Origin of the sequence: Flavobacterium sp. CG_9.1, assembly GCF_015751645.1 — a bacterium.
GTDB classification, from domain to species: domain Bacteria; phylum Bacteroidota; class Bacteroidia; order Flavobacteriales; family Flavobacteriaceae; genus Flavobacterium; species Flavobacterium xanthum.
The window spans coordinates 126,617-152,517 of sequence record NZ_JADOVC010000005.1 but is presented as its reverse complement, the minus strand read 5'-3'; the positions used below and the strand labels follow the sequence as shown (position 1 = coordinate 152,517).

The 25,901-nt window shown below is 34.7% G+C and carries 24 protein-coding genes; 9 read left to right on the top strand and 15 right to left on the bottom strand.

What is annotated here, in order from left to right:
• Positions 1–37: 37 nt before the first annotated feature.
• Both IWX83_RS04605 and guaA read right to left on the bottom strand, forming a co-directional pair.
• Positions 38–1,981, bottom strand: coding sequence for a LysM peptidoglycan-binding domain-containing protein (locus IWX83_RS04605; RefSeq protein ID WP_196827965.1), 1,944 nt, complete (start codon positions 1,979–1,981; stop codon positions 38–40).
• A 119-nt stretch (positions 1,982–2,100) separates the two neighbouring features.
• Positions 2,101–3,630 carry a glutamine-hydrolyzing GMP synthase gene (gene guaA / locus IWX83_RS04600; RefSeq protein ID WP_196827963.1) on the bottom strand — a complete coding sequence of 510 codons (1,530 nt, stop codon included), beginning with the start codon at positions 3,628–3,630 and terminating at the stop codon, positions 2,101–2,103.
• 200 nt (positions 3,631–3,830) lie between these two features.
• Between guaA and IWX83_RS04595 the strand changes: the two genes are divergently transcribed.
• Positions 3,831–4,358 (top strand): hypothetical protein, encoded by a 528-nt coding sequence (locus IWX83_RS04595; protein ID WP_196827961.1) that lies wholly within the window; start codon positions 3,831–3,833, stop codon positions 4,356–4,358.
• 129 nt (positions 4,359–4,487) lie between these two features.
• On the opposite strand, the gene IWX83_RS04590 is transcribed toward IWX83_RS04595, so the two are convergent.
• Positions 4,488–5,156 (bottom strand): hypothetical protein, encoded by a 669-nt coding sequence (locus tag IWX83_RS04590; RefSeq protein WP_196827959.1) that lies wholly within the window; start codon positions 5,154–5,156, stop codon positions 4,488–4,490.
• Positions 5,157–5,436: 280 nt separating this feature from the next.
• Between IWX83_RS04590 and IWX83_RS04585 the strand changes: the two genes are divergently transcribed.
• From IWX83_RS04585 to IWX83_RS04560, 6 genes are all read left to right on the top strand, one after another.
• Entirely contained in the window at positions 5,437–5,847 is a 411-nt protein-coding gene (locus IWX83_RS04585; protein WP_196827958.1) for a RidA family protein, read from the top strand.
• 34 nt (positions 5,848–5,881) lie between these two features.
• On the top strand, positions 5,882–7,138 hold the full coding sequence (locus IWX83_RS04580) for a voltage-gated chloride channel family protein (protein WP_196827956.1): 1,257 nt from the start codon (positions 5,882–5,884) through the stop codon (positions 7,136–7,138).
• Between the two features lie 69 nt (positions 7,139–7,207).
• Positions 7,208–8,212, top strand: coding sequence for a bifunctional oligoribonuclease/PAP phosphatase NrnA (locus tag IWX83_RS04575; RefSeq protein ID WP_073354538.1), 1,005 nt, complete (start codon positions 7,208–7,210; stop codon positions 8,210–8,212).
• A gap of 4 nt (positions 8,213–8,216) precedes the next feature.
• Complete coding sequence (gldI, locus tag IWX83_RS04570; protein WP_073354540.1) at positions 8,217–8,879, top strand: gliding motility-associated peptidyl-prolyl isomerase GldI; 663 nt, start codon at positions 8,217–8,219, stop codon at positions 8,877–8,879.
• An 8-nt stretch (positions 8,880–8,887) separates the two neighbouring features.
• Positions 8,888–10,012, top strand: a complete 1,125-nt coding sequence (locus IWX83_RS04565) for a peptidylprolyl isomerase (RefSeq protein ID WP_196827954.1) — start codon at positions 8,888–8,890, stop codon at positions 10,010–10,012.
• Between the two features lie 32 nt (positions 10,013–10,044).
• The gene (locus IWX83_RS04560; RefSeq protein WP_196827952.1) at positions 10,045–11,307 is read left to right on the top strand and encodes a peptidylprolyl isomerase; all 1,263 of its coding nucleotides are present in this window, start codon (positions 10,045–10,047) and stop codon (positions 11,305–11,307) included.
• Positions 11,308–11,411: 104 nt separating this feature from the next.
• Here IWX83_RS04560 and IWX83_RS04555 read toward each other — a convergent pair whose 3' ends face one another.
• Together IWX83_RS04555 and IWX83_RS04550 are read right to left on the bottom strand one after the other, a co-directional pair.
• Positions 11,412–11,852: a hypothetical protein gene (locus IWX83_RS04555; RefSeq protein WP_196827950.1), complete on the bottom strand. Its 441-nt coding sequence runs from the start codon at positions 11,850–11,852 to the stop codon at positions 11,412–11,414.
• Positions 11,853–11,999: 147 nt separating this feature from the next.
• Positions 12,000–12,236, bottom strand: coding sequence for a hypothetical protein (locus tag IWX83_RS04550; RefSeq protein ID WP_139259488.1), 237 nt, complete (start codon positions 12,234–12,236; stop codon positions 12,000–12,002).
• Positions 12,237–12,468: 232 nt separating this feature from the next.
• On the opposite strand from IWX83_RS04550, the gene IWX83_RS04545 reads away from it, so the two are divergent.
• Entirely contained in the window at positions 12,469–14,622 is a 2,154-nt protein-coding gene (locus IWX83_RS04545) for a PAS domain S-box protein (protein WP_073354548.1), read from the top strand.
• Between the two features lie 24 nt (positions 14,623–14,646).
• Here the strand turns inward: IWX83_RS04545 and IWX83_RS04540 are convergent, their stop codons facing one another.
• Positions 14,647–15,255 carry a GNAT family N-acetyltransferase gene (locus IWX83_RS04540; protein WP_196827948.1) on the bottom strand — a complete coding sequence of 203 codons (609 nt, stop codon included), beginning with the start codon at positions 15,253–15,255 and terminating at the stop codon, positions 14,647–14,649.
• 257 nt (positions 15,256–15,512) lie between these two features.
• On the opposite strand from IWX83_RS04540, the gene IWX83_RS04535 reads away from it, so the two are divergent.
• Positions 15,513–18,341, top strand: coding sequence for a pitrilysin family protein (locus IWX83_RS04535; RefSeq protein ID WP_196827947.1), 2,829 nt, complete (start codon positions 15,513–15,515; stop codon positions 18,339–18,341).
• A 198-nt stretch (positions 18,342–18,539) separates the two neighbouring features.
• Here IWX83_RS04535 and IWX83_RS04530 read toward each other — a convergent pair whose 3' ends face one another.
• From IWX83_RS04530 to IWX83_RS04490, 9 genes are all read right to left on the bottom strand, one after another.
• Positions 18,540–18,899 carry a hypothetical protein gene (locus tag IWX83_RS04530; protein ID WP_073354556.1) on the bottom strand — a complete coding sequence of 120 codons (360 nt, stop codon included), beginning with the start codon at positions 18,897–18,899 and terminating at the stop codon, positions 18,540–18,542.
• Positions 18,900–18,961: 62 nt separating this feature from the next.
• Positions 18,962–20,140 carry an AIR synthase related protein gene (locus IWX83_RS04525; protein WP_073354559.1) on the bottom strand — a complete coding sequence of 393 codons (1,179 nt, stop codon included), beginning with the start codon at positions 20,138–20,140 and terminating at the stop codon, positions 18,962–18,964.
• A 176-nt stretch (positions 20,141–20,316) separates the two neighbouring features.
• On the bottom strand, positions 20,317–21,813 hold the full coding sequence (locus IWX83_RS04520) for a carboxypeptidase regulatory-like domain-containing protein (RefSeq protein WP_196827945.1): 1,497 nt from the start codon (positions 21,811–21,813) through the stop codon (positions 20,317–20,319).
• A 33-nt stretch (positions 21,814–21,846) separates the two neighbouring features.
• Positions 21,847–23,247, bottom strand: a complete 1,401-nt coding sequence (locus IWX83_RS04515) for a CsgG/HfaB family protein (RefSeq protein ID WP_196827943.1) — start codon at positions 23,245–23,247, stop codon at positions 21,847–21,849.
• A gap of 1 nt (position 23,248) precedes the next feature.
• A complete protein-coding gene (locus IWX83_RS04510; protein ID WP_066082459.1) occupies positions 23,249–23,653 on the bottom strand; it encodes a curli assembly protein CsgF in 405 nt (134 codons plus the stop codon).
• A 16-nt stretch (positions 23,654–23,669) separates the two neighbouring features.
• Positions 23,670–23,957, bottom strand: a complete 288-nt coding sequence (locus IWX83_RS04505; protein ID WP_082854360.1) for a CsgE family curli-type amyloid fiber assembly protein — start codon at positions 23,955–23,957, stop codon at positions 23,670–23,672.
• Positions 23,958–23,995: 38 nt separating this feature from the next.
• Entirely contained in the window at positions 23,996–24,403 is a 408-nt protein-coding gene (locus IWX83_RS04500; RefSeq protein ID WP_231379806.1) for a hypothetical protein, read from the bottom strand.
• Positions 24,400–24,939, bottom strand: coding sequence for a hypothetical protein (locus tag IWX83_RS04495; RefSeq protein WP_073355358.1), 540 nt, complete (start codon positions 24,937–24,939; stop codon positions 24,400–24,402). The genes IWX83_RS04500 and IWX83_RS04495 overlap by 4 nt, the downstream gene beginning before the upstream one ends.
• Positions 24,940–25,007: 68 nt before the next feature.
• Complete coding sequence (locus IWX83_RS04490; RefSeq protein WP_073355357.1) at positions 25,008–25,892, bottom strand: hypothetical protein; 885 nt, start codon at positions 25,890–25,892, stop codon at positions 25,008–25,010.
• Between the last annotated feature and the right edge of the window lie 9 nt (positions 25,893–25,901).

The window sequence follows — 25,901 nt, the reverse complement described above, 5'->3', positions numbered from 1 at the left end:
TTTCATTAAGCTGCTTACATTTCCGGCAAGCGTACTTTTAGTTGGCTTCTTTTATGGTCAAATCTGTGTCGTAGTATAAAATATAGATTCCTTTATTGATATAACCTCCATCTCCTTTTTTATAAAATTCAAATTTATTGTCGATTTGTTCCGTTGCGGTACTATCAATTGTTTCTTGATATTTTACATCTTGTGACAAGCGCAGCATAGTATCAAAAGTAACATCAAATCCTCTCGTAGCAAAGTCACTAGGATCAATCTTGTTTTTCTCTCTAAACTCTTTTTGAAAAATCAAAGCCTCGGGAGATTCGTTTTCTCGAGTAACTGAAGGATACATTAATTTCAGTTTAGTCAGATTTACATAACTAATTTCATCGGTATCTAATGTTTCATTTGGCTCCAGAATAACAAGTTGTACTTTGTATGATGCCATAGCACCTAACATAGTGGCTATTGTTGATTTTATCATTCCCGTATTTGCGGTTTCCATCACTACATAATTCATTTTATCTTTTACAAACAAGCTTTTCAAATTTTCAGGCGATACTCCTCCGTTTGCGTTAAGTGCTGCAAAACGCACGTCTTTGTGATTTTCTTTAATAAATTGAATAACGGATCCTTTCTTTCTATCAACTACTGCCACTATATTACCGCCTTTTGAACGCATATAATCGAACATGGCGTTTTTGACTGCGTCTGGATCTGGGATTGATTGAAAAATATTAGCATAGGATACGCCCAAGTCTTTTGACAATGGCGATATAACAGGCACTTGATTTGGCAATAAAATTTCGGCAGTTTTTTCGACATTACTTTGATAGAAAGGACCAATAATAGCGTCTGCAACTTCTAAATTATTTTTTTGAATCAGCGAAGCAACAGCAGAACTATTTTTCGTTTCCTCTGAATCCAATATATTTATTTCAAAGTTAAGTCCTAATGTTTTGGCGGAATCAATAGCCATCAAAGCACCTGCATAAAAATCCAATGTCATATTTAGAAATTTATCTTTTTTCAAACGTGTAACCATCGAATTAACGGTATCGCCTTCAATTTTTGAAACATTAAAAGGCAAGAGCAGCGTTAATTTCTTTCTGTTATTGTTTGAACTACTTTTTGACAATTCCGCATACTCCTTTTTACTTTCTGGAGTAAGCACTAATGCTGCAGGAATTCTCAAAACCATACCTTCAATTACACCTTGTGCTAATTCTGGATTAATTGCTATCAATTCCTCTTGAGTTACACCCGTCATCTTTGACAAGCTGTACAGCGTCTCTTTCGGTTTTACGACATAATTCAGGTAATTGGTTGCAGGTATAGTTTTTACAGGATTTGTGACAACAGCCTCTTTTTTAGGCTCTATGGCTGTAGGGATTTTTTCTGCTTTAGGCGCTTTTCCTTTAATTAATAATTTGAATCCTTCTGGCAAATTAGATACCACTTCAGGATTCTTGCGCTCTAACTCTTCAATAGTAATGCCGTATTGCTTTGCAATTGAATACTTTGTTTCTTTTGGAAGTACGTAGTGAAACACTACTTTTTCTGAGATTGCGGCTGTACTCTTTTGGATTTTATTAGAAGGAATAATAAGTGATTGCCCTATTTGAAGTCCTTCTTTTTCCAGAAATGGATTGGCTTGTTTTAAGGCTTCGTCAGAAACTCCATATTTCTTTTCAATACCATATAGCGTTTCTTTAGGCAGAACCTCGTGCGTTACAGCCACATTCCCTTTTTTAGTTGGAAGAATGGCTAGTTGTTTGCCAGAACTTTTAGGAATTAGTAAAACACTATTTGGTTTTAGTCCAGTTTGTGCATCCGGATTCAATTGATAAATATCATACGGAGTTACATTATATTTTTGAGCAATCTGACTGATTGTTTCCCCTTTTTCGACCTTGTGTGTAGTTGTTTTACTTTGTGCAAAAACACTAAAATTAAAACACAAAGCTGTCATACAAATCGCAAAAAAATATTTCATCGCTTTTATTTATAAATTATTTAATAAAGTAACGGTACCAAATTTTATTCCAAAAATCTGATACCGTTTTATAATGAACATTCGAACTAGCTATTATAAGGATATAAAAAAATAAATTATTATTCCCATTCAATAGTTGCCGGTGGTTTTGAACTGATATCGTATACTACTCTATTAACACCTCTTACTTTATTGATAATGTCATTAGACACTTTCATCAAGAAATCATACGGTAAATGCACCCAGTCCGCTGTCATCCCGTCTGTAGATTCTACTGCGCGAAGTGCCACCACTTTTTCATACGTTCGCTCATCACCCATAACTCCTACACTGTTTACGGGAAGCAAGATTGCTCCTGCCTGCCATACTTTATCGTACAAGCCCCAAGATTTTAATCCGTCAATAAACAAGGCATCAACATCTTGTAAAATTTGAACTTTCTCTGGGGTAATATCTCCTAAAATTCTAATGGATAATCCTGGTCCAGGAAAAGGATGTCTTCCTAATAATTCTGGATCTATCCCTAATGAAGCTCCTACTCTACGCACTTCATCTTTAAAAAGCATGCGAAGTGGCTCCACGATTTTCAGTTTCATGTAATCTGGTAAACCACCTACATTGTGGTGCGATTTTATAGTAGCTGATGGTCCTTTTACAGAGACCGATTCAATAACATCAGGATATATTGTTCCTTGCGCCAACCATTTAACATCTTCGATAAGGTGTGACTCATCATCAAAAACTTCGATGAATACCCGTCCTATTATTTTACGTTTTGTCTCAGGATCACTCACTCCAGCTAATTCGCTTAAAAAACGATCGCCTGAATCTACTCCTTTTACGTTTAAACCCATTCCTTTGTATTGGTCTAACACATTTTGGAATTCGTTCTTACGAAGCAAACCATTATTTACAAAAATACAATATAGATTTTTGCCAATTGCTTGATGCAATAGAACTGCTGCTACAGTGGAATCTACTCCTCCTGAAAGTCCAAGAACTACTTTATCATCTTGCAATTTCTCTTTCAATTCTGCTACCATTTCGCTAACAAAAGCTTTTGGTGTAAAATTTTGAGGCACTTCTGCTATTTTAACTAAAAAGTTTTCTAACATTTTTGATCCATCCGTAGAGTGAAAAACTTCTGGATGGTATTGAATAGCATAAGTTGTCTCCCCTTCTATTCGATACGCTGCAAATTCCACATCATGTGTACTTGCCAGTTTTACTCCATTTGAAGGTAGTACTTTTACACTATCGCTGTGACTCATCCAGACTTGACTATTCTCTGAAACTCCTTCAAAGAAAACTTCATCCTCTTTTATGTAAGATAAATTCGCTCTACCATATTCTCTTGTATTTGAAGCGGCTACTTCACCACCACTAAAATGAGCTAAGTATTGTGCTCCGTAACATACGGCAAGCATTGGTAATTTACCTCTAATTTGAGATAAATCAGGATGTGGCGCATCTTCTGCTCGTACAGAAAAAGGGCTACCTCCAAGAATTACTGCTTTATAAGAAGACAAATCACTCGGAAAATGATTGTATGGGAAAATTTCGCAGAATATATTTAATTCGCGAACTCTACGCGCAATAAGTTGTGTGTATTGCGATCCGAAATCTAAAATAAGGACGTTGTGTTGCATGCGCAAAAATACTTTTTATATTTTGAATTGAAAAATTGAATTTTGAAAAATATTTATTTTATTTTTAATGCTGTTATAATCTCCTGCCTCTCGTAAAAACCGAAGCGCCAGCATCCTTCAAAAGTTACTTCCGTACAAGGTAGGCTTTAAAGCTACAATGATTTATATTTGCGGTCTTTACCAATAATAAAGATAAAAAAATGAAACTTAACAAATATATTGCTATCGCAATTTTTGGGCTCGTAGCCCTATCCTGTAGCGTGATTGATGACTTATTGACTTTTTCAATAGACAATCAAACTACTGTTACAATTCCAAGCGGTTTTCCTGTCAATACTGCATTTGAATTAATTACTCCAGATATTACCTCCAATTCAAGTTCCGAATTTGAAAACAACAATACTAAAGCGGAATTGGTTAAAGATGTAAGACTAAAAGAACTGAAATTGACGGTAACTAATCCTGCTAATAAATCGTTTTCATTTTTAAAATCCATACGTATGTACATTTCTACGAATGACAGTGATGAAATTGAATTGGCTTTTTTAACAGATATAAACTCCACTTCAAATACAATAGATCTAACGTGTACTTCCGAAAAATTAGACAAATACATTAAAGCGCCTAGTTTCAGATTAAGAATTTCAGCGGTGACAAAAGAAACTATTACCCAAGATATCGCTATAAAAGCAGCGATGAAATTTCAAGTTACTGCCGATCCTTTTTAGGAGAGAAGTACCCTTAGCCTATTTTGTGAAAATTTAATTATGCTATGAGGTCGTATATAAAAAAACAGACTCCTAAATAATTTTAGGAGTCTGTTTTTTTTATATAACCCTTGCAACTAAAAGTACAAACTACTCTTTAACTAAAATAATTGTAGCCTTGAATCCCGTACCAAGATTCCATTGACTTCCAGAAATTAAAGCTCCCTTATCATCATAAACCTTAAATTCAGCAGTATTTGGACCAGAGCTTCCTTGATTTAGCGCTTCAAAATCGATCTTATTGAATCCTTTCTCTAATACAATTTCAAAACCTTTGAAAGCACTATCCAAGTTTACTTGATTCTGAATCACTTTATCATTCAAGTACACTCTAATTTGATCTCCATCGACATAAGCTGCATCACGATACATAACCTTTGCCGTAACAGATCCTGTTTGATAATTACCTAAATTCTGATTTTTTCGATATACAATACCTTGTGAATTATCTTCTTTTTTATTCCACTTGTCTTTATATACATCTCCCGGATTAATAAATTCATTCTTTGGAGTCATCGAAAAATTATTTGCAGGTGTAATCGTGCGCGAAGGGCTGGGGTTTGGGTTGAATATTTCCGGATTCTTAAATACATTTGGCGTCTTAATCGGCGGAATATCTGCCTTAGGTGGAATTGTCTTTTTTATTTTTGGCGCATTAGTTTTAAGTGGAATCGCTTTAAATTTGGAACTAAATTCACTTTGAGCATAGCCACTCAAAGACATGCTGATCATTATCATTAAAAATAAAATCCTTTTCATAACTTTCTAAATTAGTTTATCAGTGCTTATAAAATTTTAAAAATAAAAAACCAATTGTATTTATTCAAAAATTAGGCAACAATTTAACTTTCATTCATAACTCCCAAATCTGCCTTTTATTACATTTTAGAAAACAAAACAGTTAAAGTTCACCACTTTAAATTCGAACTTTTTAATCCAAAATTGGTATTCTTATTTCACTTTTTTTTCTAACTTGCAAATAGTATGCCATACCGTAAATAGCATTTCGATTGTCACAAATATTTAAAAAACCAAAAAAATGAAAAGAGAAAACATATTGACAGGCTCACCTTGGGAAGATAAAATGGGATATTGCAGAGCGGTACGCATTGGAAACATTATTGAAGTTTCCGGAACCGTGGCTCTAGTAGATGGCGAAAAAGTAAAAGCTACTGATGCGTATGCACAAACAATGAACATAATGGAACTCGTAAAAGTAGTTCTAGAAGACTTGAAAGTTAGCATGGAAGACGTTATAAGAACCCGTATATTTACGACAGATATAACCACATTTGAAGATGTAGCCAAAGCGCATGCTCATTTTTTTAAAGATATAAAACCCGCTACCGGTTTCTATGAAATCAGTAAACTAGTAGCTCCTGAATATTTAGTAGAAATTGAATTTACCGCAATAGCCACCGAAAAATCATTAATTCAAAAAGGATTATAATACTTTTGTCAAAATACTTTGCCGCCTTTTACTAATGATTCTAGAAAAAACCAAAAAAACTTCTTCGCTTCTATTCCAATGGATTTTTATCTGTAGCATAGTAGGCGTTTTATCTGGATCGGCATCTGCATTTTTTCTTGTCGCTTTAGAATGGGTTACGCAAATCAGAGAAAACAACATTTGGATTATTTGGCTTTTGCCAATAGGCGGCTTATTAATAGGATTAGGATATCATTACTGGGGAGAATCAGTCGTTAAGGGGAATAATTTATTATTGGAAGAATACGAAAACCCAAAACAAATTATTCCATTAAAAATGGCTCCTTTGGTCCTTATAGGCACATTACTAACGCATCTTTTTGGCGGGTCGGCGGGTCGAGAAGGAACTGCAGTACAAATGGGCGGCGCCATTGCAGATCAGTTTACAAAGCTATTTCAACTCGATTCTTCCGAAAGAAAAACAATACTCATTCTAGGAATCAGTGCGGGATTCGCCTCCATTTTTGGGACACCTTTGGCAGGAGCACTATTCGCTTTAGAAGTTGTTTATTTCAGTAAAATCAATCTAAAAAGCGTCTTATTGTCTTTTCTAGTTGCTTACATAGCCTATTTTACGGTAGCATTGTGGCAGGTGCAACACACCCATTATGCTATTCCTTTTGTGCCAGCAATAACCGTTATCAATTTATTTTGGGTAGTGCTTGTGAGTATTCTATTTGGCTTAGCCGCCATGCTTTTTTCCAGAAGCACACACTTATGGAGTCACTTGTTCTCAAAAACAATATCCTTTCCTCCTCTTCGTCCCTGTGTAGGAGGAATTATTTTAGCTGTAGCATTATTTTTTATTGGAACAACAAAATTTGCAGGTTTAGGAATTCCCGTTATCGTTGATGCTTTTACAATTCCTAATGCTCCATCCGACTTCCTGCTTAAAATATTATTTACCGGTTTTACATTAGGCGCTGGCTTTAAAGGTGGTGAAGTCACTCCATTGTTCTTTGTTGGCGCCACTTTGGGAAGCGCCTTATCACTGCTAGTTCCCTTACCAATAGCACTTTTAGCAGGAATGGGATTTGTAGCTGTTTTTTCGGGAGCAACTCACACGCCTATTGCCTGTACCGTAATGGGATTGGAACTTTTTGGGATTGAAAGTGGTCTTTTCATTGGACTTGCTTGCGGAATTGCTTATTTTAGTTCGGGTTCCATGGGGATTTATAAAGCCCAAATAGTTAGGGGAGCAAAATACTACGTATACCAAAAATTGAAAAGAAAAAAAACAGACTTTTTATAACCTTCTAAAAGTTTGTTAATTGTATAAATGATTTCAACTTTACATTAAAAAAATGTAATTTCGCAGACTATGAATATACAAGACATTGAAGCGATACAGTTGTTATTAGCAACTCCAAAAAAAATTGCCATAATCCCACACCGAGGTCCTGACGGAGACGCCATGGGTTCTACGCTGGGTTTATACCATTTTTTATTAAAAAACAAACACCATCCAGTGGTGGTTTCTCCTAATGAATTTCCAGATTTTCTGGCTTGGATGCCGGGATCTGAAACTGTTAAAATATTCGAAAAAGACAAACAAAACTGCACAAAAATTCTTGAAGATGCAGAACTTATTTTTACATTAGACTTTAATGCTTTGCATCGTACCGGTGAGATGGAACACGTGTTAGCCAAACTAAAAGCCCCTTTTGTGATGATAGACCATCATCAAAAGCCAGATGATTATGCCATTGTGACCTACTCAGACACCTCTTTTGGTTCTACTTGCGAAATGCTGTATAACTTTATTTTATTTCTTGGCAAAAAACAAGATATAGATAAAACTATTGGAACCTGTATTTACACTGGAATCCTTACGGATTCTGGTTCTTTTCGTTTCCCAAAAACAACCGGAACAACGCATAGAATTGTAGCTGAATTAATTGATTTAGGCGTCGAAAATACTGAAATTCCAAGTTTATTATTTGACAATAGTTCCTATGGGCGTTTACAAATATTAGGTCGAGCACTTCAAAACATGATTATCCTGCCGGAACATAAAACCGCCTACACCACTTTGACGCAGGAGGAATTGAATTCCTTTGATTATGTTAAAGGCGATACGGAAGGAATTGTGAATTATGGCTTAAGCATCAAAGGAATCCTTTTTACAGCTATATTTATAGAAAATAAAGAAGAGAAAATAATCAAAATTTCATTTCGTTCCCAAGGTGATTTTGATGTCAATCAATTTGCAAGAGATTATTTTAACGGAGGAGGACATCGCAATGCTGCGGGAGGGAAATCATCCGATACGATGGAAGAAACCAAAAAGAAATTTGAAGATTTGATAACAAAATTAAGCATCTAATCCTATGAAAAATAGCACGCGAATAGCCGTTGTATTTTTTTTATTTCTTCTAATTTCCAGTTGCAAACAGCATCAAGAAGCCAGAAGACCAATCTCTCAGGCTTCTGGGAGTTTCATGAAAAAATCTATTGCCCGCAACAAAAAACTGGTTTCTACTGAGGAAAGCCAAATTCAGAATCTAATCAAGAGCAATCCTAATGTAGTGTACTTGGCCTCCAAAAAAGGATACTGGTACTCCTATGTAACACGAAATACTACTGATACGCTTACACCAAAAAAAGGAGATGTGGCCTTCTTTGATTACGAAATCAAAGATTTAAAAGGAACCATTTTTTATTCGGAGTTAGAATTAAGACCTCAAACGTACTATGTGGACAAACAAAATATCATGATGGGCTTGCGTGACGGTATTAAGTTGATGCGTAAAAACGAAAAAGTAACCTTCCTTTTTCCGTCCAATATGGCGTATGGATACCATGGTGATGATAAAAAAATTGGCACCAACCAACCTATAATTTGTACCGTTACACTTCGTGATTTTAAATCGGAAGTAGTGTATAAAAAAGAAAGTCAATTAAAGGTATCAACGCCCACAGTTGCACCACCAATAAAGAAAGAAGCACCCGCTTTGAGTAAACCTCAAGACACTTTAACTCCACAAAATTAAATTTAGAAATGAAAAAAAAGATCCTATTCGTATTCCTAGTAATCGCCTCCTTTTATTCTTGCAAAGAAGAACACAGCAATCTGCCAGATGGCTTGTATGCTAAAATTGAAACTAATAAAGGAGACATCATCGTTCAATTAGACTTCGAAAAAGCGCCAATTACGGTCGCTAATTTTGTGGCCTTAGCCGAAGGAAAAAATGAATTTGTAACCAATGAAAACCTTAAAAACAAACCTTTTTTTGACGGTTTGAAATTCCACAGAGTGATCAAAGATTTCATGATACAAACCGGAGATCCATTAGGAACAGGATCTGGAGATACAGGATATAAATTTAAAGATGAATTCTCAGATTTAAAGTTTGATAACGCTGGTGTTTTGGCTATGGCCAATAACGGACCGATGACCAACAGCAGTCAATTTTTCATCACGCATCTTGCAACACCTTGGTTGGATGGCAAGCATACTATTTTTGGTCATGTAGTTGAAAAAGGAATCGACGTAGTCAACAAAATTGAACAAAACGATTACATCAATAAAGTAACCATTATTCGAAATGGCGAAAATGCAAAGAAATTCAACGCTGCAAAAATATTCAATGATTACTTTGCCGTTGAATCTGAAAACCAAAAGAAAAAAGCAGTTATTGATGCTGAAAACAAAAGAGTGTACAACGAAAAATACAAAGTAGTTCGCGAGGAAAAAGTAGCTTATTTTACTGATTTAAAAACCAAAGCAACAAAAACACCTACAGGATTAGAATACGTGATTACCCAAAAAAGTGGTGGAAAAAAACCCGCTAAGGGAAGCAATATATTCATTCACTATTCTGGTTTTCTAGAAGATGGAGAATTATTTGATGCCAGCGTAGAAAATGTTGCTCAAACTTTCGGAAAATACGATGAAAACAGAGCCGCTCAAAACGGATATCAACCCATTCCTTTTCAAGCAGGCAAAAAAGATGGCATGATTCCTGGTTTTATAGAAGGATTGGAGCAATTGTCTCTTGGAGATAAAGCGGTTATTTTTATCCCGTCGCGTTTAGGATATGGAGCAGCTGGAGCTGGAGGCGTAATCCCACCCAATGCTAACATCATTTTTGAAATTGAGTTATTAGAAAAAATGCCCCAATAGTTTTAAACAATAAGCCTTTAAATTAGTACAAAATGAAATTTAAAATTCTGTTTTTATTATTTCTGGGAATGGTCAATGTACATTCTCAAACTGTCAAGAAATCTGTTCCTGCAAAAAAATCAACTACCACAACCAAAGCAGTTGTAAAAGCTCCGGTTAAAGCTCCGGTTGTTATCGAGGGAATCTTTGCCACAATTGCTACGAATAAAGGAGCTATTGTTGTGGAACTAGAATACAAAAAAGCACCTGTAACCGTTGCTAATTTTATTGCTTTGGCAGAAGGTAAAAACACCTTTGTAACGCCAGAAAATCTTAAAGGAAAACCATTTTTTGATGGGTTGAAGTTTCACCGTGTAATCAAAGATTTCATGATTCAGGGAGGAGATCCTTCTGGAAGTGGTTCCGGTGGTCCAGGTTATGCCTTCAAGGACGAATTCACTGATTTAAAGCACAGCAAAGCCGGAATACTGTCTATGGCTAATTCTGGACCAACAACGAATGGAAGCCAATTCTTTATCACACACAAAGCAACACCTTGGCTGGATGGAAAACACACCATTTTTGGACATGTTACTGAAGGAATGAGTGTGGTTAATGCTATTGCGCAAAGCGATGTAATTACAAAGATCACCATTGTGAGAAAAGGGGCATTGTCCAAAAAATTTGATGCTCCAAAAGTATTCGCAGATTATTTCAATAATAAATCCGAAGATCAAAAGAAACAGGATTTAATCAACGCTGAAAATAAAGCGAAACAAGCAGCTATTGAAGTCGAAAACAAAGCAAAACGTGAAGTTGAAGAAGCGGAAGCCAAAAAAGTGTACATGGGAAAATACGGTTCTATAGTCGCCGCCAAAAAAGCCTATTTAGCCACTATAAAAGCAACAGCAACTACTACTCCATCTGGATTAGCATACAAAATAACTGAGAAAGGAACCGGAATAAAACCCGTTAACGGAACAACATTCTATTTCAATTATGCTGGTTACTTTGAGGACGGAACTTTATTTGATAGCAGTTATGAAGAAGTCAATAAAACTTACGGGAAATTTGATGCAAATCGTGCCGCTCAAAACGGATACCAAGCCTTCCCATTTGAAGCAGGAAAAAAAGACGGTATGATTCCCGGATTTATTGAAGGATTAGACAATATGGCTTTTGGTGATAAAGCGGTCGTTTTCATCCCCTCCAATTTAGCGTATGGAGAAAGAGGCGCTGGAGGTGTTATCCCACCAAATACCATGCTTATTTTCGAATTGGAAATGCTGGAAAAACAACCCGCTCCAAAACAATAGAGCACAAACATAAATCCTAAAAAAACCCGACAGACTTCAAAAGCTGTCGGGTTTTTTTTTACCATTCGATGGAAATGTCTTTAAAATAAAGATTAAAAGGTACTTTATTTCTTTCCAAATTTCCAATCAAATTCGTCCTTTTGATTGATAATAGCGCCAATCTCAAATTTCACAACCTCATCAAATTCCGTTTGAAAAATAATCCAGTTTTCTTCATTGAAGTAGTTCTCAAATGTATCAAACTCTTCCTGAGTGAACTTAGTAATGCCCTTAAGAGCTAAATCTTTTTTGACTTCACTAATTTTTCTGTTGATCATTTTAAATCCAAACAATTCCAGCTCTGGACTCGAACCTACGATATAACCCAATTTAAATTCTTCTTCAACATAGAAAGTCAAACGCATTTTTAGCTTGTTATAAGCAAAAATCACATTGTTATCTTCGTCCTTGTAATTGCGATCTGGCTTGCCGTATAGTGCCGTCACATCATTTTGTTTCATTCCGAAAATGAGTTTCTCAATTCCGTTTTTTGGGATTATTTTCATTTGTAGCTGATTATTATTTATTCGTTAATGGTCCTAAGCACGCGCCGCTTTATGCTTTCGCCAAATTTGGAATCGCACCAAGTACCTATTGTTTTCTCAGCTTGCAAAGTTCGGAAAGATTTTTACAAAGTCGACTACTTTTTGCAACTAAAAGTTAGCACAAAACGAGATCATCTTCCACCAAATCAATATTAAACGAGGAACAATCTGCAATAAAACAGCAACAGCCGATGAAATAGCTAGCAGCCAAGGATTGGTTGGGTTCATCCCGACGAACGAACAATGAATTCGGAGTGGAATACTCCATCCTAAGGATTGAAATCCTTTGCACGTCGTCAACACTTCTGATCTTCGAGGCAAAGTATCCAAAGCCCAGATAGCCATCTGAGTTTAGCTGTAATTGTGTCTTTTCTTGCGTTTAATTTAACTTAATCGAAAACCGATATAACTTCGTTACTGCAAGTGACAAGAAAACAAAAGTCTCTAGAATACTACCTATTGAATGCAAAAATAAATGATGAAAATTAAATTTAAATCACTAACTTTCATATACTTATATTTATTTTGGAATAGTAAAATTTAGATTGATTTTCTTTGAATTAAATACTGTTATACCATGAAAATTTCTTTAGAAAAAAAAATAATAATTGGTTTCATCCTTAATTTATTTGTTGTTTTTGCAATAGCTTGGGTTTTTATCTTGAGAATTGACAAAAAACGAGATCAATCATTAGACAATTCAATGAATTGGATTGAAATCTCACTAATTATTCTTTCTATCATTTTGTTAACCGTCGTCTATTTTATTATACGCGCTCAACTTCGAGCTAAAGATATTTCCCAAAAATTACTTTCAGAAAATAAGCAATTACTTCAATCCATAATTGATAATACTTCGAGTCCTATATTCATAAAAAAAATAAATGGAGAATATTTGTTAATCAACAAAGAGTTTGAGTCCTTATTTAAAATTTCAAATGAAGAAATAGCAGGCAAAACAGATGAAGATTTTCTGGCACCGCTTACTGCGAACGCCTATCGAAATTCGGATTTTGAAGTCGTTAAAGCTTTGAAAGAATTAAAAACAGAGGAATCAATTCAGCAAGCAGATGGCGAGCACACTTATATCGCAGTCAAATTTCCTATTTATGATGCCACCAAAAGAATATATGCCATAGGAGGCATTTTTACCGATATTTCCGAAAGAAAAAAGCTAGAAGAATCATCTAAAGCTGCGGACAAATTCTTCATGATGTCCGTAGAAATGATGATTATTTCAACGCTGCAAAAATTCATAAAAGTTAATCCGTCGGTTAGTAGAATTTTAGGATATTCGGAAGAAGAGCTTTTAAGCAAAAACTTTTTGGAATTTACCCATCCTGATGATCTTGAAATTACGCACAAAGAAGTTGCTAAACTTAAAACAGGAGCTTCTTCTATCAAGTTTGAAAACAGATACATTTGCAAAGACGGCAGCATAAAGTGGTTGGCTTGGTCCGTTTTTCCGGATGTTAAAAACGAATTGTTATACGCTGTTGCTAGTGACATTACAAATAAAAAAGAAATTGAAAATGCGTTAAGTGTTTCTAATATGTTTTTTTACATGTCATTTGATATGTTTGTAGTGATCAAAGACCTCAAATTTATAAAAGTTAATCCAGCCTTTACACGGATTCTTGGCTATGACCAAAATGAAATTATTAACCGATCCATTTTAGAATTTTTACATCCTGATGATTCAAAAATGGTTACAAATGCAATTAAAAATTTACAAATTAGCGATTCTGTTATTAGTTATAGAGTTCGAGAACGCATTAAAGATGGCACTTATAAATTACTAGATTGGACCATGACAATTGATATCCAAACAGGAGTCCTATATGCGGTTGCGAGAGATATTACAAAATTAATTAAAAATGAAGAATCTCTAAAAATATCGAATATGTTTTTCAATATGGCATTCGATATTCTAACGGTTGCCAAAGACGGGCATTTCATCAAAATCAATGAGGCCTTCACTAAAACCCTTGGATACAGTCAAGAGGAAATGGATAAAATAAAATTCATAGATTTAATTCATCCTGACGACAGACAAATGGCCACCGAAGTACTTGAAAAACATTACAAAGGAGAATCTATTGTGAATTTCAGGACCCGTTTTTTATGTAAAGATGGGACCTATAAATGGCTAGATTGGAACAGCAACATGGATGTTGAGAATGGAGTGTTTTATTCGGTTGGAAGAAACGTTACAAAACTTGTCCAATTAGAAAACGAGCAACAAGTCGCCATTAATGATCTTTATGAAAATGAAGAAAAACTGAGACTAATTGTCGAAAATATTAGTGAGGGAATTATTGTAGCAAATGCCGATAAAAAAATCATCATGGCCAACAACATGGCCAATGAAATTTTTGGAATTGAAGAGGACGACAAAATATCACCTAATTTGAGTAATCACTTTGAATTGTATTTTCCAGATGAGAAAACGATTTTTCCTTCTCAAAATTTACCCATGGAACGGGCACTAAATGGAGAGGTGACAACGGATATCGAAATCATACTTTGGAATCCCATTGCACAGGAAAAGAAACGAGTGCTCATCAGTGGCAGACCATTGGTAGATCAAAATAACACTGTAGTTGCTGCTGTTGTCACTATAAAAGACATTAGCAAATACAAACAGATGGAGCAAGAGTTAAAAGAAACAGAATCAAAATACCGACAATTAATTGGATACCGCAAAGGCGGAAGTGACACTATGATTTAAGTCTTACAATGACTCTGCCTATTACTAACTGTCGCATGACAAGGTACTTTTCAGTTTTGCTTTAACATCTAAAAACCATTCTTCTTTTAAGATACTCAAAACAATAGTGTCCCGTCGCAATTCGCTTCCTAAGGTTGGCATGTGATTTCTCAAAACACTTTCTACTTTACAACCTATGCTCTTCATGGCTGCAATACTTCGTTGATTGTTATTATCCGCGCGGAATTCTACTCGTTCTACACCTAAGTTCTCGAATGCAAACTGTAACAACAAGAATTTACAATGTTTGTTTAAACCCGTTCCTCGGAATGCTTTTCCGTACCAAGTATAGCCTAACTGAAGGGTTTTGAATGACAGATCAATATCATAAAAACGAGTACTCCCAGCATATTTCCCTGATTTTTTGTCGAAAACTATAAAGGGAAATTCTGTACCATTTTCTCTTGCTTTCAAAGCAATTTGAATGTAGTTTTCTAGATTATCTTTTCCATTTGCACGAATTAACGAGTACTGCCAAGTTTCTGGCTCATTCATGGAAATTTCTAATAAATTATCCACATCTGATTTTTGTAATGGCCGTAACAAAACGACTTCATCCTCAAGAATTACCTCTTCTGAAAAATTAAAATTCATATACTATCCAATTAATTATAAAGCAACCAACTGCATCAAATATAAACTATAAAGTTCGCTTTCTAAGAATTATTTAGCGGACCTATTTCAATTTTAGAAACTACTCCTTTAACAAAAATCGAAAATATACTTCAAATTTAAAATGATAAATCAAATGCTTCTCCTTAATGAGTTTATTACTATTATTTCTTACTTTAGTTCTTTGAAATAATAAATTCGTTTGTTCGAAAAAATAACGCCAAACCTAAATTCTAAACATGAAATCAATCCAATCACTCCTGCTCTATTTCTTGCTTTGTTGTACCTGCTCTTCTTATTCTCAAAACCAAAAACCGAAAGAATTTAAAGTAGAATTTGAAAAATTTACCTTAGATAACGGATTACAAGTCATCTTACACCTCGATAGATCAGATCCAGTTGTGGCTGTTGCTTTGACAAGCCACGTAGGTTCTGCGAGAGAAAAAGCGGGCCGAACCGGATTTGCTCATTTATTTGAACACTTACTTTTCTTGGAATCAGAGAATTTAGGCAAAGGAGGTCTTGATAAAATGAGTGCGCGTATTGGTGGTGCTGGAGCAAATGGTTCAACTAGTAGAGATCGTACTAATTATTTTCAAACCGTTCCTAAAGATGCATTAGAAAAAATGATTTGGGCTGAAGCAGATAAATTAGGCTATTTTATCAACACGGTTACAGAACCAGTTCTATCAAAAGAAAAACAGGTCGTTAAAAATGAAAAAAGACAGAGTTATGATAATAGACCTTACGGACATACCTTTTCTGTAATATCTAAAAATTTATACCCGTCAACGCATCCCTATAACTGGGATGTTATTGGTTCATTAGAAGACCTACAAAATGCTACTCTTGAAGATGTAAAAAGTTTTTACAATCGCTGGTATGTTCCTAATAATGTTACGTTGACTATTGCCGGAGATTTTGATGTTAAGCAAACTAAAGCGTGGGTTGAAAAATATTTTGGAGAAATAAAACGTGGCGAAGCAATTCCTAAAATGGAAAAACAGCCTGTGACACTGACCGAAACTAAGAAACTTTATTATGAGGATAATTTTGCAAAGGTGCCACAACTCACATTGACTTGGCCATCTGTTTACGAGTACCATCCTGATAGTTATGCCTTAGAAGTGCTGGCCAGTTATCTTTCAAAAGGTAAAAAAGCGCCTTTGTACAAAATTCTTGTTGAAGATAAAAAATTAACAGATGCCGCTGATGTCTTTCAATATAATTCAGAAATAGCCGGTCAGTACATGTTAAGTGTTACTGCATTTGAAAAAGTAAACCTGAATGAAGTTATGAACGGCGTCAACGAAGCTTTTAAAAACTTTGAAACGGAAGGGATTTCACAACAAGATTTAGACCGCATTAAAGCGGGACAAGAAACCGCTTTCTACACTAATTTGTCCAGTGTATTGGGAAAAGGATTTCAACTGGCACAATATGAAATTTTCGCGGGAACACCAGAGTATATTAACCAAGATGTGAAAAAAATTCTGGCAGTGTCTACTGAAGACGTGATGCGGGTATATCAAAAGTACATCAAAGGAAAACAGTATGTAGCCACTAGTTTTGTTCCAAAAGGAGAATCAACTTTAATCTTAAATGGTTCTACATTAGCCGCTGTAGTAGAGGAAAAAATAGTTGAAGGAAAGGAAGATTCCTTCGATGCTAGCATTGCGGCAACGTATGAAAAAACACCTTCTAAATTTGATAGAACTAAGGAACCCTCTTATGGTGAAAGCCCTGATGTGAAGTTACCTTTAGTTTGGAAAAGTAAGTTATCATCTGGACTAAACGTTTTGGGAATTGAAAACCAAGAAGTACCTCTCGTACAATTTCAGTTGCAAATAAAGGGAGGAATGCTCCTAGAAGAAAGTGATAAAATAGGAGTTTCGAATATGCTGGCTCAAATGATGACTAAAGGGACCAAAAACAAAACACCAGAACAATTGGAAAATGCTATCGAAAGTCTTGGAGCCACAATTAACGCCTACGCAACAGACGAAGCAATTTTTATCTCGGTAACTACACTGGCAAAGAATTACAACGCTACTATGGCGTTAGTTCAAGAAATAATAGTACAACCGCGCTGGGACGCAAAAGAATTTGAATTAATCAAGCAAAGTACTTTAAGCCAGATTTTACAACAGAAAGCAGATCCTAATAGCATCGCCAAAAATGAATTCAAAAAATTAATTTATGGAAATGAATCTATTTTAGCGTATAATCGTATTGGAACTGATAGCACGATTAATAAAATTACGCTAGAGGATTTGAAAAATTATTACGCTAAAAACATTGCTCCTTCTGTCACTAATTTTCAGATTGTAGGTGCTATTTCAAAAACGAATGTTATTAATTCTTTAACTTCTTTAAATAGAGAGTGGAAATCTAAAAATATTACTTTTCCAAAAATTACAATTGGAAATACAATCACCACCTCAAAAATTTATTTTTATGATGTTCCAGGGGCAAAACAATCCGTAATCCGAATTGGTTATCCTGCACTTGCCGCCACTGATACAAATTTTTATCCAGCCCAAATAATGAATTATCGCTTAGGTGGTGGTAGTTTTGCGTCCCAGCTTACACAGCAATTACGAGAGGGAAAAGGATATACTTATGGCATAAGCTCCTCCTTTACTGGCTCTACTAATAAAGGGCCATTCCTTATTTCTAGTGGTGTTAGATCAAATGTTACCTTTGAATCTGTGAATTTGATCAAGGAAATCTTGCAGCAGTACGGAAAAAATTTTAGCGAGAATGACCTTGAAGTAACCAAAGGATATTTAATAAAGAGCAATGCTAGAGCATTTGAAACGTTGTCATCAAAACTAGAAATGCTTTATGATATTAGCAACTATAATTACGCTGATGACTATGCAAAACAACAGGAAAACATTGTGAAAAATAGCACAGTGGATAGTATAAAAAAGCTTTCAGAAAACTATTTGAATCCTGATAAAATGATCTATTTAGTAGTAGGAGATGCGGAGACACAGTTAAAAAAGTTATCTCAAATTGGTTTTGGAGAGCCTATTCTTTTGAATAAAACGGAAACAAAATAATGCTCCGTTTGCTGATATTATAGTTGGTTCGAATTACAGATCGTAATTAGCCCAGATCGAAGTGAAAAGCCCAGACTACAAAAAAACAATTTTTTCTTGTCCTGAAAGAGCGACCAACGGGAGCTCCTTTCAGGACATAGAAAAATGTTTATTTAAGGGAGGACTTGAAGCGTAGTGCTGGATTAGCTTCTAAAAAAACTACTCGGCCATTTCATCATAGCGCTGTGGGACTTGAGGATCATACAGGGCGCACTTGAATTCCTCCATTATGTTTACCAAGGCATCCATGGTCTTGCCTTCGGTACCATAACAATCAATTTTTATACTTTGCGGCGTGGTTCTAATGTGAAATGCACCTACCCCAGTGTTATTTTTCCAACTTTTATCGTCGACTTTTTCCCATTTTGAGAAAACCGATGCAATTCTATTCAAAATGACTTGAACAGGAAGTTCTTCTAATCCCTCAATGTGAGCCTGTTCTTCGATAATAGCTTCATACACTTCATGATGGTTTAAATAAATTCCCTCAAGATATTTCCAAAAAAGTAATTCGTACATTTTAAAATAGTGAATATTGAATAGGAAAAGATTAAAAAATCAGCACTAATTCAATGGGTTAATTAATATTCGAAAGTTCCATATTCGCTGGTAATCGTCAGTTTTTTAACGTCAGATTCCGTTACTCTACCTACAATTTGCGCATCAACATTAAATGATTTTGAAATTGCAATAATAGTATCAGCAATATCTTCTGGAACATAAATTTCCATTCTGTGTCCACAATTAAAAACTTGATACATTTCTTTCCAGTCCGTTTTGGATTGTTCTTGTATCAATTGAAACAATGGTGGCACTGGAAATAAATTATCTTTTATAATGTGTAAGTTTTCTATAAAATGCAAAATTTTTGTTTGCGCTCCCCCACTACAATGCACCATTCCGTGAATTTCAGTAGAAGTATAAATATCTAAAATTTTCTTGATAATTGGCGCGTAGGTTCTGGTTGGCGAAAGCACTAATTGTCCTGCATCTATTGGTGAATTTTCAACGGCATCAGTCAATTTTACTTGTCCAGAATAGATTAATTCCTCAGGCACTGCTGGATCAAAACTTTCTGGATATTTAGTTGCCAGGTACTTCCCAAAGACATCATGACGTGCCGATGTCAAGCCGTTGCTTCCCATTCCGCCATTATAGCTTTTCTCATACGTAGCTTGACCAAAAGAAGCCAATCCTACTATTACGTCTCCTGCTTTAATGTTAGCATTGTCAATTACTTTGCTTCGTTTCATGCGAGCTGTAACTGTTGAATCAACAATTATAGTTCGAACAATATCACCTACATCTGCGGTTTCACCCCCTGTGGAATGTATGGATACCCCAAAAGAGTCTAATTCCTTGATTAATTCTTCGGTTCCGTTTATAATTGCTGAAATTACTTCGGCAGTAATTAGATTTTTGTTTCGTCCAATAGTGGATGAAAGCAAAATATTATCTGTAGCACCTACACATAGTAGGTCATCAATATTCATGATTAAGGCATCTTGAGCAATGCCTTTCCAAACTGAAATATCGCCAGTCTCTTTCCAATATAAGTATGCCAAAGAGGATTTTGTTCCCGCTCCATCCGCATGCATTACAAGACAATAATCATCATCTTGAGTTAGATAATCTGGAACGATTTTACAAAAAGCTTGCGGAAATAACCCTTTATCAATGTTTTTTATTGCGTTGTGTACGTCCTCTTTGGATGCCGAAACACCGCGAAGAGCATATCTTTTTGAAGTATCTGAACTCATGTAGTATAGTTGTGAAGCCTGCTTTTAGGCTGCTAGTTGTGCGGCAAAGATAATTATTTTTTTTCGGTTTTGTCTATTGTCCTTGTTGAAGAGTTTAGTTCAAATTTAGCGGTAACTGTTGCATAAAAAAATACCCAATTCGCTAGAAATGGGTGTTTTTTTTTGATTCATTGCTATCATTCCCAATCTGGCATACTAGCATTGGTAAATAAAATTACTCTTGAAACTCCTGTATTATTGATAGATGGAGTATATTTCACAATGTTTTTAGCAGATATACCATCATTGGAAGTATTCGTGACAATTAACTCTGCTTCATTAGGTGAATACCTTACATCTAAATCTAACGTTCCTGCTGGTTTTTCTAAACCTGCCTCACTAATTAAATTAGTACTAAAAACATACTGAAACACTCTTGTATCTAATTGCCTGTAGTTAGCATCCTCATAACCAGAAACATCTCTTGTGAAAATTAATTTCTGACTGTTTACGGTAAAATTCAAACCTCCAATGGCACCAGAAGTTCCAGAGATAATTTGATTAGTGACGGTTCCTGCTGCATTGATCAAATATATTTCAGCATTATAACCGTTAGCATCATTTACTTTTAATGCAATTTTTGCTCCATCATTGCTCCAATCACATTCTGATATAAATTTACCATTTGGAGTTTGATAAATTTTAGTCAAACCACTACCATCGTTATTAATTCGATATAATTTGTCAAAATAAGGATAGATAATCTGACTTCCAGAGGCATTCCAAGAAAAATTTATAAAATCTGAATTGAATCCAGAAATAGGAACTGAGTTCGTTACTTTAAAAATTCCAGAGCCATCCGGATTCATTGTGTAAATATGATTTTGTGCACCACTTGCTCTTATAAATGCAATTTTTTTAACTTGATTATTTTTTCTTGGCCGCCAACTATTTACACTCGAACTAGTTAATTGCAATTGACCTCCCTTCTCATCTCCTGAATAAATAACATAATTATTAGTTTCATTCTTAACAAACAAAAATCTTGCGTTTGGAAAAGCAATAGTCGTAAAAGTTCGAACAGCACTTAAAACCGGTGGATTTATTCCGTCCGAAACTGAAACCTGCCAATAATACTTGGTGCTGTAAGACAACCCTTTTAATGTGTAATTGGTTTTAGAAATATCTGAATAAGTCACAATATCATTACTATTGTCCTTTCTCACAGTAATTGTATATTTTAAACTGTCTTTTTCAGTATCTGTAGCTGTCCACGTCAAATTTAATTCTAAAGCTTGATCAATAGCATTATCGGGAGGAGAAACTAAAACTGGAGTAGTTGGAGGTTTGTTATTCGTCGTTGATAATTTTAATTCAAAAACTAAATTGGTCGCTTTACCAGTATTTACAGTAGCAGCCTCAAATTTAGTAATATATCCATCTTTTTGAGCTTCAAAAGAATAATCTCCTACTTTTACATTATTTACAACAAACTTTCCCTCTTCATCTGTAAAGACTATACTTGAATTTGGGTTAGAAAAAACTTTGACATTTGCTAAAGGCTTAAAATCTATTGCACTCACGACTTTACCCTCAACAGTACCAAATTCTTCTCCAGCAAAATTTTCTTCGCTACAGGAGAAAACTGTAACTAGCAACAAGACCAAACTAATTTTAAGATAAATATTTTTCATCAGGATAGAATTAATATTATTAATGAGCTATGATTATTTCATCAGGGCATTAGTCATGCCTTTGGCATCTATGGATTTATTTTTGTTTAAAAAATAGAAGGTTAATCCTAAACCAAAACGATAATAGTAATCATCTCGCACTCCTCTTTTTATATAGTCGATATTATCGCTAAAATTGAGATTATGCTCTCCATACAATTTAATTCCTATATTATCGGAAGCCATATACTCGAGCCCAATACCATATTGCACTTTACCATGAATATTTTCAGAAATTTTACTCATTCCTAAACCAGCGCCCGCAAAAACAAAAGGAGTAAGCCTGTCTTTTGGCAATAATATATATTCACCATTCAAATCAAATGTAAGGTAACCTGCATCCAATAAATTTTTGTTTGCTAAACTAAAAATATTTGTAGAAACGCTCAGATTAAAACTTGGTGCTACAAAGTATTTTAATCCACCTCTGACCATTGGCCTTAATTCTGGGTTGCTGTAATCTCCATCCATCAGAGTCGTTCCCCCTACAATTTCCAAAGCAAGTTTAGCCCTTCTTTCTTTTAAATTTCTTCCAAATATTGCGGTAACGTCTGCTTCTTCATTTTCCTTTGCATAGTTTTTTAAGACGATATCTACTTCAGGCTGAGGAATAGCAGCTTCCCAAATTCTATCTTTTATTCCCTCCAAAACAAGGGTTGAAACTGCTTTTTCGATTGCTTCTGTCACCGCCATTTGAACAGGCTCATTGGTTGTATAGCCCGTCTCTACCTCTAATAATCTTTTAAAATTCACATATTTAAAAAGACTTTGATCAATGGCTTGAGAAAGTATTGTTTTTGAGATGTAAACAGATTTTAATATTTTACCATTTGCAGTTGATATCATTCGAAGATATATAGTAACGCGGTCCTGTCTGTACTTAATAGAGCCACCCGTACCGAAGTAACGTGCGCCAAAACCACCAGTAATAATATTAGAATCGTATGAAATAATCCCTCCTTCAAGTAATATTCCGGCATAAAGCAGTGGCGTAATTTGAGGCACATTAGGATCCGCATCTTTTGAATATTCCTGTCTTGTAGAGCGAATAAGATTTCGTTCCTGTAGCAAATTTCCAATATTTTCTCGTTCAATAGGAATGAACCACTTTGAATCCTCTAATGCCTTAATTAAAATAGAAGTGGCTCCTTGGGTTACAGCTGTACTAAAATTACTTCCGTTTTCTGATGCTTTGTATTGACCTGTTTGATCTCTAAATTTATAGAGTCCTACTACAATTTGTTCTTTAGCCTTAGGAAGCTGTTTTAAAAGTGTAGTTGCTGGAGTACCTTCTCCAATAACAGCTTTTTCTATTCCAGTAGGCTGATTGTAATAAGCACCACAACTAGAGATTAAAAAAAAAATTAGCAAAGGTAAGTAGGTGTATAATCTCATATTATCGATTTGGAATGATTACTTGAGTTGTTTCTCCTGTTTTTGTATCTAAAATATCTACTGTTAAACCTCCCGAAGAAGGATAAACTTCAACGGATAAGCTGCCGAAAGTATAGGAGCCTATTTTAATACCATCACTACCAAATTGTTGTCTAAACAACGAACTTGAAATTTGACTTAAAAGCAAAGAATTTAAACTCGAAGTAAAGCGCTCCAATTCCGTTTGTTCCACCTGAGAGATCGTTTTATCTGTGAATTTATTTTGTGACTCCGCAGAGCTTGCCAGCCACTGATAGTTGAAAGTATCTCCTCCAAAAGCTGGATTCTTAGGTTTGTAAATCAAGCCTTGTGCATTTGCTGATTGAACGGCAAGTAAGAAAATCGTAAAAGAAATTAAAAGCTTCATAGGTTAAATGATAAAATTAATACTGAGTAAAATATTTCGTTTGCTTTTCTAAATTCTTAAGGTGCAAATAAGTTGCATAAATAGACTGTTCAGCCATTTCATTTAGATATTCTTCATCCGGTCTAGTTAAAAACTCATATATTATTTCATTTTCAATACTTATAATTATTTTAGTATTTCTAGAGAAAGTAAATTCCTCGTTCAAATTGACAATTTTTATCGAATTGATTTTATATTCATTGTATAAATAATAAAATAAATCGTAAAAATCTTTTCCAACCCTAGTCTTTGTGTCATCTGAAATAATTCCTGTTAGTTCAAATGCATCAGAAGGAATAATTGTTATTTTATCTTTTTTTTTTCATCCCCTAGCACAACTCTATCTTTTCCTATTAATTGTTTATTTTCATTATAGAAGAGCAGTAAAACTATAACCTCATCCTCAGTTCCCAAATTGACTGTAGAAGTTGATAAATTTTTATTTTCACTTGGATTTAAAGAAAACAACCCTTCTTGAATATTATTAGAGAGGTTAATATTTGATTTATTTTTTTTAATAACTGACAATTTATATGACAAACTTTGAACTATATCTGATAAATTTTCAGCTGTACCTGTTATTTTAATATTCTGCTCACTTTGTTCAACTTCAATTTTAGCTATCACTACAGTATTAGTCGTCTGAGAATAGGACATTTCAGAAAGCAAAACTAAAATAAGAAAAGACAAAAATTTCATTGAAGTTTTCATTGCTTAGAACTGTTTATTATTATTACGGAGGCTCCAGTTCCAGATTGAATAACCTTCATATCTCTTGAAATGGAATTTGAACCAAAATTTTGAATATTTTGATTATTCCCTTTCTGAATTAATTCCATTGTCACATCGTATTTTGTATATAATGCAAAATCGTGGATTTTATTATTATTACCAAGCTGAATCACTTTTTGGTTTAGCGAATTAGCCTGTTTATCGAGTAAAACTTCATTATTATTTCCTTTTTGCACAACGGAAATATCAATGATTTTACTCTTGAGGTACGAATTAACACTATTGTAATTCCCTATTTGTTGAATTTGAACGTTACTGCCCATTAGTTGAAGATTTAAAGAGGCACGAGAGTTAACAATATGAGAATTAGAACTAATGTATAAAGTAGCTTCTTTTTTATCCAACAATGAAATATTATTATCATCATCATATTTATAATTTACAGGTTCTCCCTGAGCTAAAACAAGCTGGAAAAAAAATAAACAAAGAATGATATTTAAAGATATAGATTTCATGATCTTATTTTTATAATAAAAAAGATGGGACAGCTGTAATGAGCTGTCCCTATCTTAAGGCTTACTTATTAGTTAGCTTGATTTACATTAGCCACATTAGAATTTCCTTGTTGTGCAGTATTATTCATGTTGCCTGAAGTGTTTCCTGTTTGCATAGTGGTCGCTCTATTATTGTTACCTTCCTGCAAAATATTATCAAGATTTCTATATCCCATTTGAGTAGTTGAAGCATCATTATTACGTCCATATTGATAATGATTCGCTACGTTTCTATCAACTATCGTTGCTGCCTTACCAACACTATTTTGGTTAATATCGGAATCATTATTTCTACCACCTTGACTAGTGTACGCTTTATTCCAATTTCCACGTTGCGTTTGAGTAGCTTCATTATAACCATGAGGAGAGAATGGTATTGCAGAAGTTAATGGCACTCCTAAGGTAAAAGTAGCCAATGTAGGAAGCGGATTATTTCCTGAAGTTCCTTGATCTATAGTAGCTTCGTTATCATTTCCTCTTTGTGTCTGAGTAGCTTTGTCATGTCCATCTAAACTTGCAGTTGCCACTACTACCTCATCTTGCCAAATTGTAGCGTCATTTCTATCCCCTCTTTGTGATTGGGTAGCCATGTTGTCCCAATTATTTTGAGAAATATAAGCATAGTTGTCATCCCCTCTTTGGAAGATGTCAGCCATGTTTTTTGCAGATGTATTAATCGAACCTACAAGCATTTGACCCGGATTAACTCCTTGGTATACGTAAGCATCATTGTTGTTCAATTCTTGTTTAACCTTGGAATTCTGAGCGGTACCAATTTGACTAACTTGTGCAAATTGAGAAAATCCAGTTTGGCCTACTGCACTTACATTTGGTCCAGCTACTGGACCTGGTTGAGCATAAGAAATTGCCACTGTACATAGCATCGCGGAGATGCTTAAAACTACTTTTTTCATAATAAATAT

Bases quoted from the DNA above. Each gene is read 5' to 3' on its own strand.
- IWX83_RS04530 (WP_073354556.1), bottom strand. From the start codon at position 18,899: ATGTACGAATTACTTTTTTGGAAATATCTTGAGGGAATTTATTTAAAC.
- IWX83_RS04565 (WP_196827954.1), top strand. From the start codon at position 8,888: ATGAAAAAAAAGATCCTATTCGTATTCCTAGTAATCGCCTCCTTTTAT.
- IWX83_RS04545 (WP_073354548.1), top strand. From the start codon at position 12,469: ATGAAAATTTCTTTAGAAAAAAAAATAATAATTGGTTTCATCCTTAAT.
- IWX83_RS04555 (WP_196827950.1), bottom strand. From the start codon at position 11,852: ATGAAAATAATCCCAAAAAACGGAATTGAGAAACTCATTTTCGGAATG.
- IWX83_RS04535 (WP_196827947.1), top strand. From the start codon at position 15,513: ATGAAATCAATCCAATCACTCCTGCTCTATTTCTTGCTTTGTTGTACC.
- IWX83_RS04580 (WP_196827956.1), top strand. From the start codon at position 5,882: ATGATTCTAGAAAAAACCAAAAAAACTTCTTCGCTTCTATTCCAATGG.
- IWX83_RS04515 (WP_196827943.1), bottom strand. From the start codon at position 23,247: ATGAGATTATACACCTACTTACCTTTGCTAATTTTTTTTTTAATCTCT.
- IWX83_RS04490 (WP_073355357.1), bottom strand. From the start codon at position 25,892: ATGAAAAAAGTAGTTTTAAGCATCTCCGCGATGCTATGTACAGTGGCA.
- IWX83_RS04590 (WP_196827959.1), bottom strand. From the start codon at position 5,156: ATGAAAAGGATTTTATTTTTAATGATAATGATCAGCATGTCTTTGAGT.
- IWX83_RS04500 (WP_231379806.1), bottom strand. From the start codon at position 24,403: ATGAAAACTTCAATGAAATTTTTGTCTTTTCTTATTTTAGTTTTGCTT.
- IWX83_RS04605 (WP_196827965.1), bottom strand. From the start codon at position 1,981: ATGAAATATTTTTTTGCGATTTGTATGACAGCTTTGTGTTTTAATTTT.
- IWX83_RS04525 (WP_073354559.1), bottom strand. From the start codon at position 20,140: ATGAGTTCAGATACTTCAAAAAGATATGCTCTTCGCGGTGTTTCGGCA.
- IWX83_RS04595 (WP_196827961.1), top strand. From the start codon at position 3,831: ATGAAACTTAACAAATATATTGCTATCGCAATTTTTGGGCTCGTAGCC.
- gldI (WP_073354540.1), top strand. From the start codon at position 8,217: ATGAAAAATAGCACGCGAATAGCCGTTGTATTTTTTTTATTTCTTCTA.
- IWX83_RS04560 (WP_196827952.1), top strand. From the start codon at position 10,045: ATGAAATTTAAAATTCTGTTTTTATTATTTCTGGGAATGGTCAATGTA.
- IWX83_RS04495 (WP_073355358.1), bottom strand. From the start codon at position 24,939: ATGAAATCTATATCTTTAAATATCATTCTTTGTTTATTTTTTTTCCAG.
- IWX83_RS04540 (WP_196827948.1), bottom strand. From the start codon at position 15,255: ATGAATTTTAATTTTTCAGAAGAGGTAATTCTTGAGGATGAAGTCGTT.
- IWX83_RS04550 (WP_139259488.1), bottom strand. From the start codon at position 12,236: ATGGCTATCTGGGCTTTGGATACTTTGCCTCGAAGATCAGAAGTGTTG.
- guaA (WP_196827963.1), bottom strand. From the start codon at position 3,630: ATGCAACACAACGTCCTTATTTTAGATTTCGGATCGCAATACACACAA.
- IWX83_RS04520 (WP_196827945.1), bottom strand. From the start codon at position 21,813: ATGAAAAATATTTATCTTAAAATTAGTTTGGTCTTGTTGCTAGTTACA.
- IWX83_RS04510 (WP_066082459.1), bottom strand. From the start codon at position 23,653: ATGAAGCTTTTAATTTCTTTTACGATTTTCTTACTTGCCGTTCAATCA.
- IWX83_RS04585 (WP_196827958.1), top strand. From the start codon at position 5,437: ATGAAAAGAGAAAACATATTGACAGGCTCACCTTGGGAAGATAAAATG.
- IWX83_RS04575 (WP_073354538.1), top strand. From the start codon at position 7,208: ATGAATATACAAGACATTGAAGCGATACAGTTGTTATTAGCAACTCCA.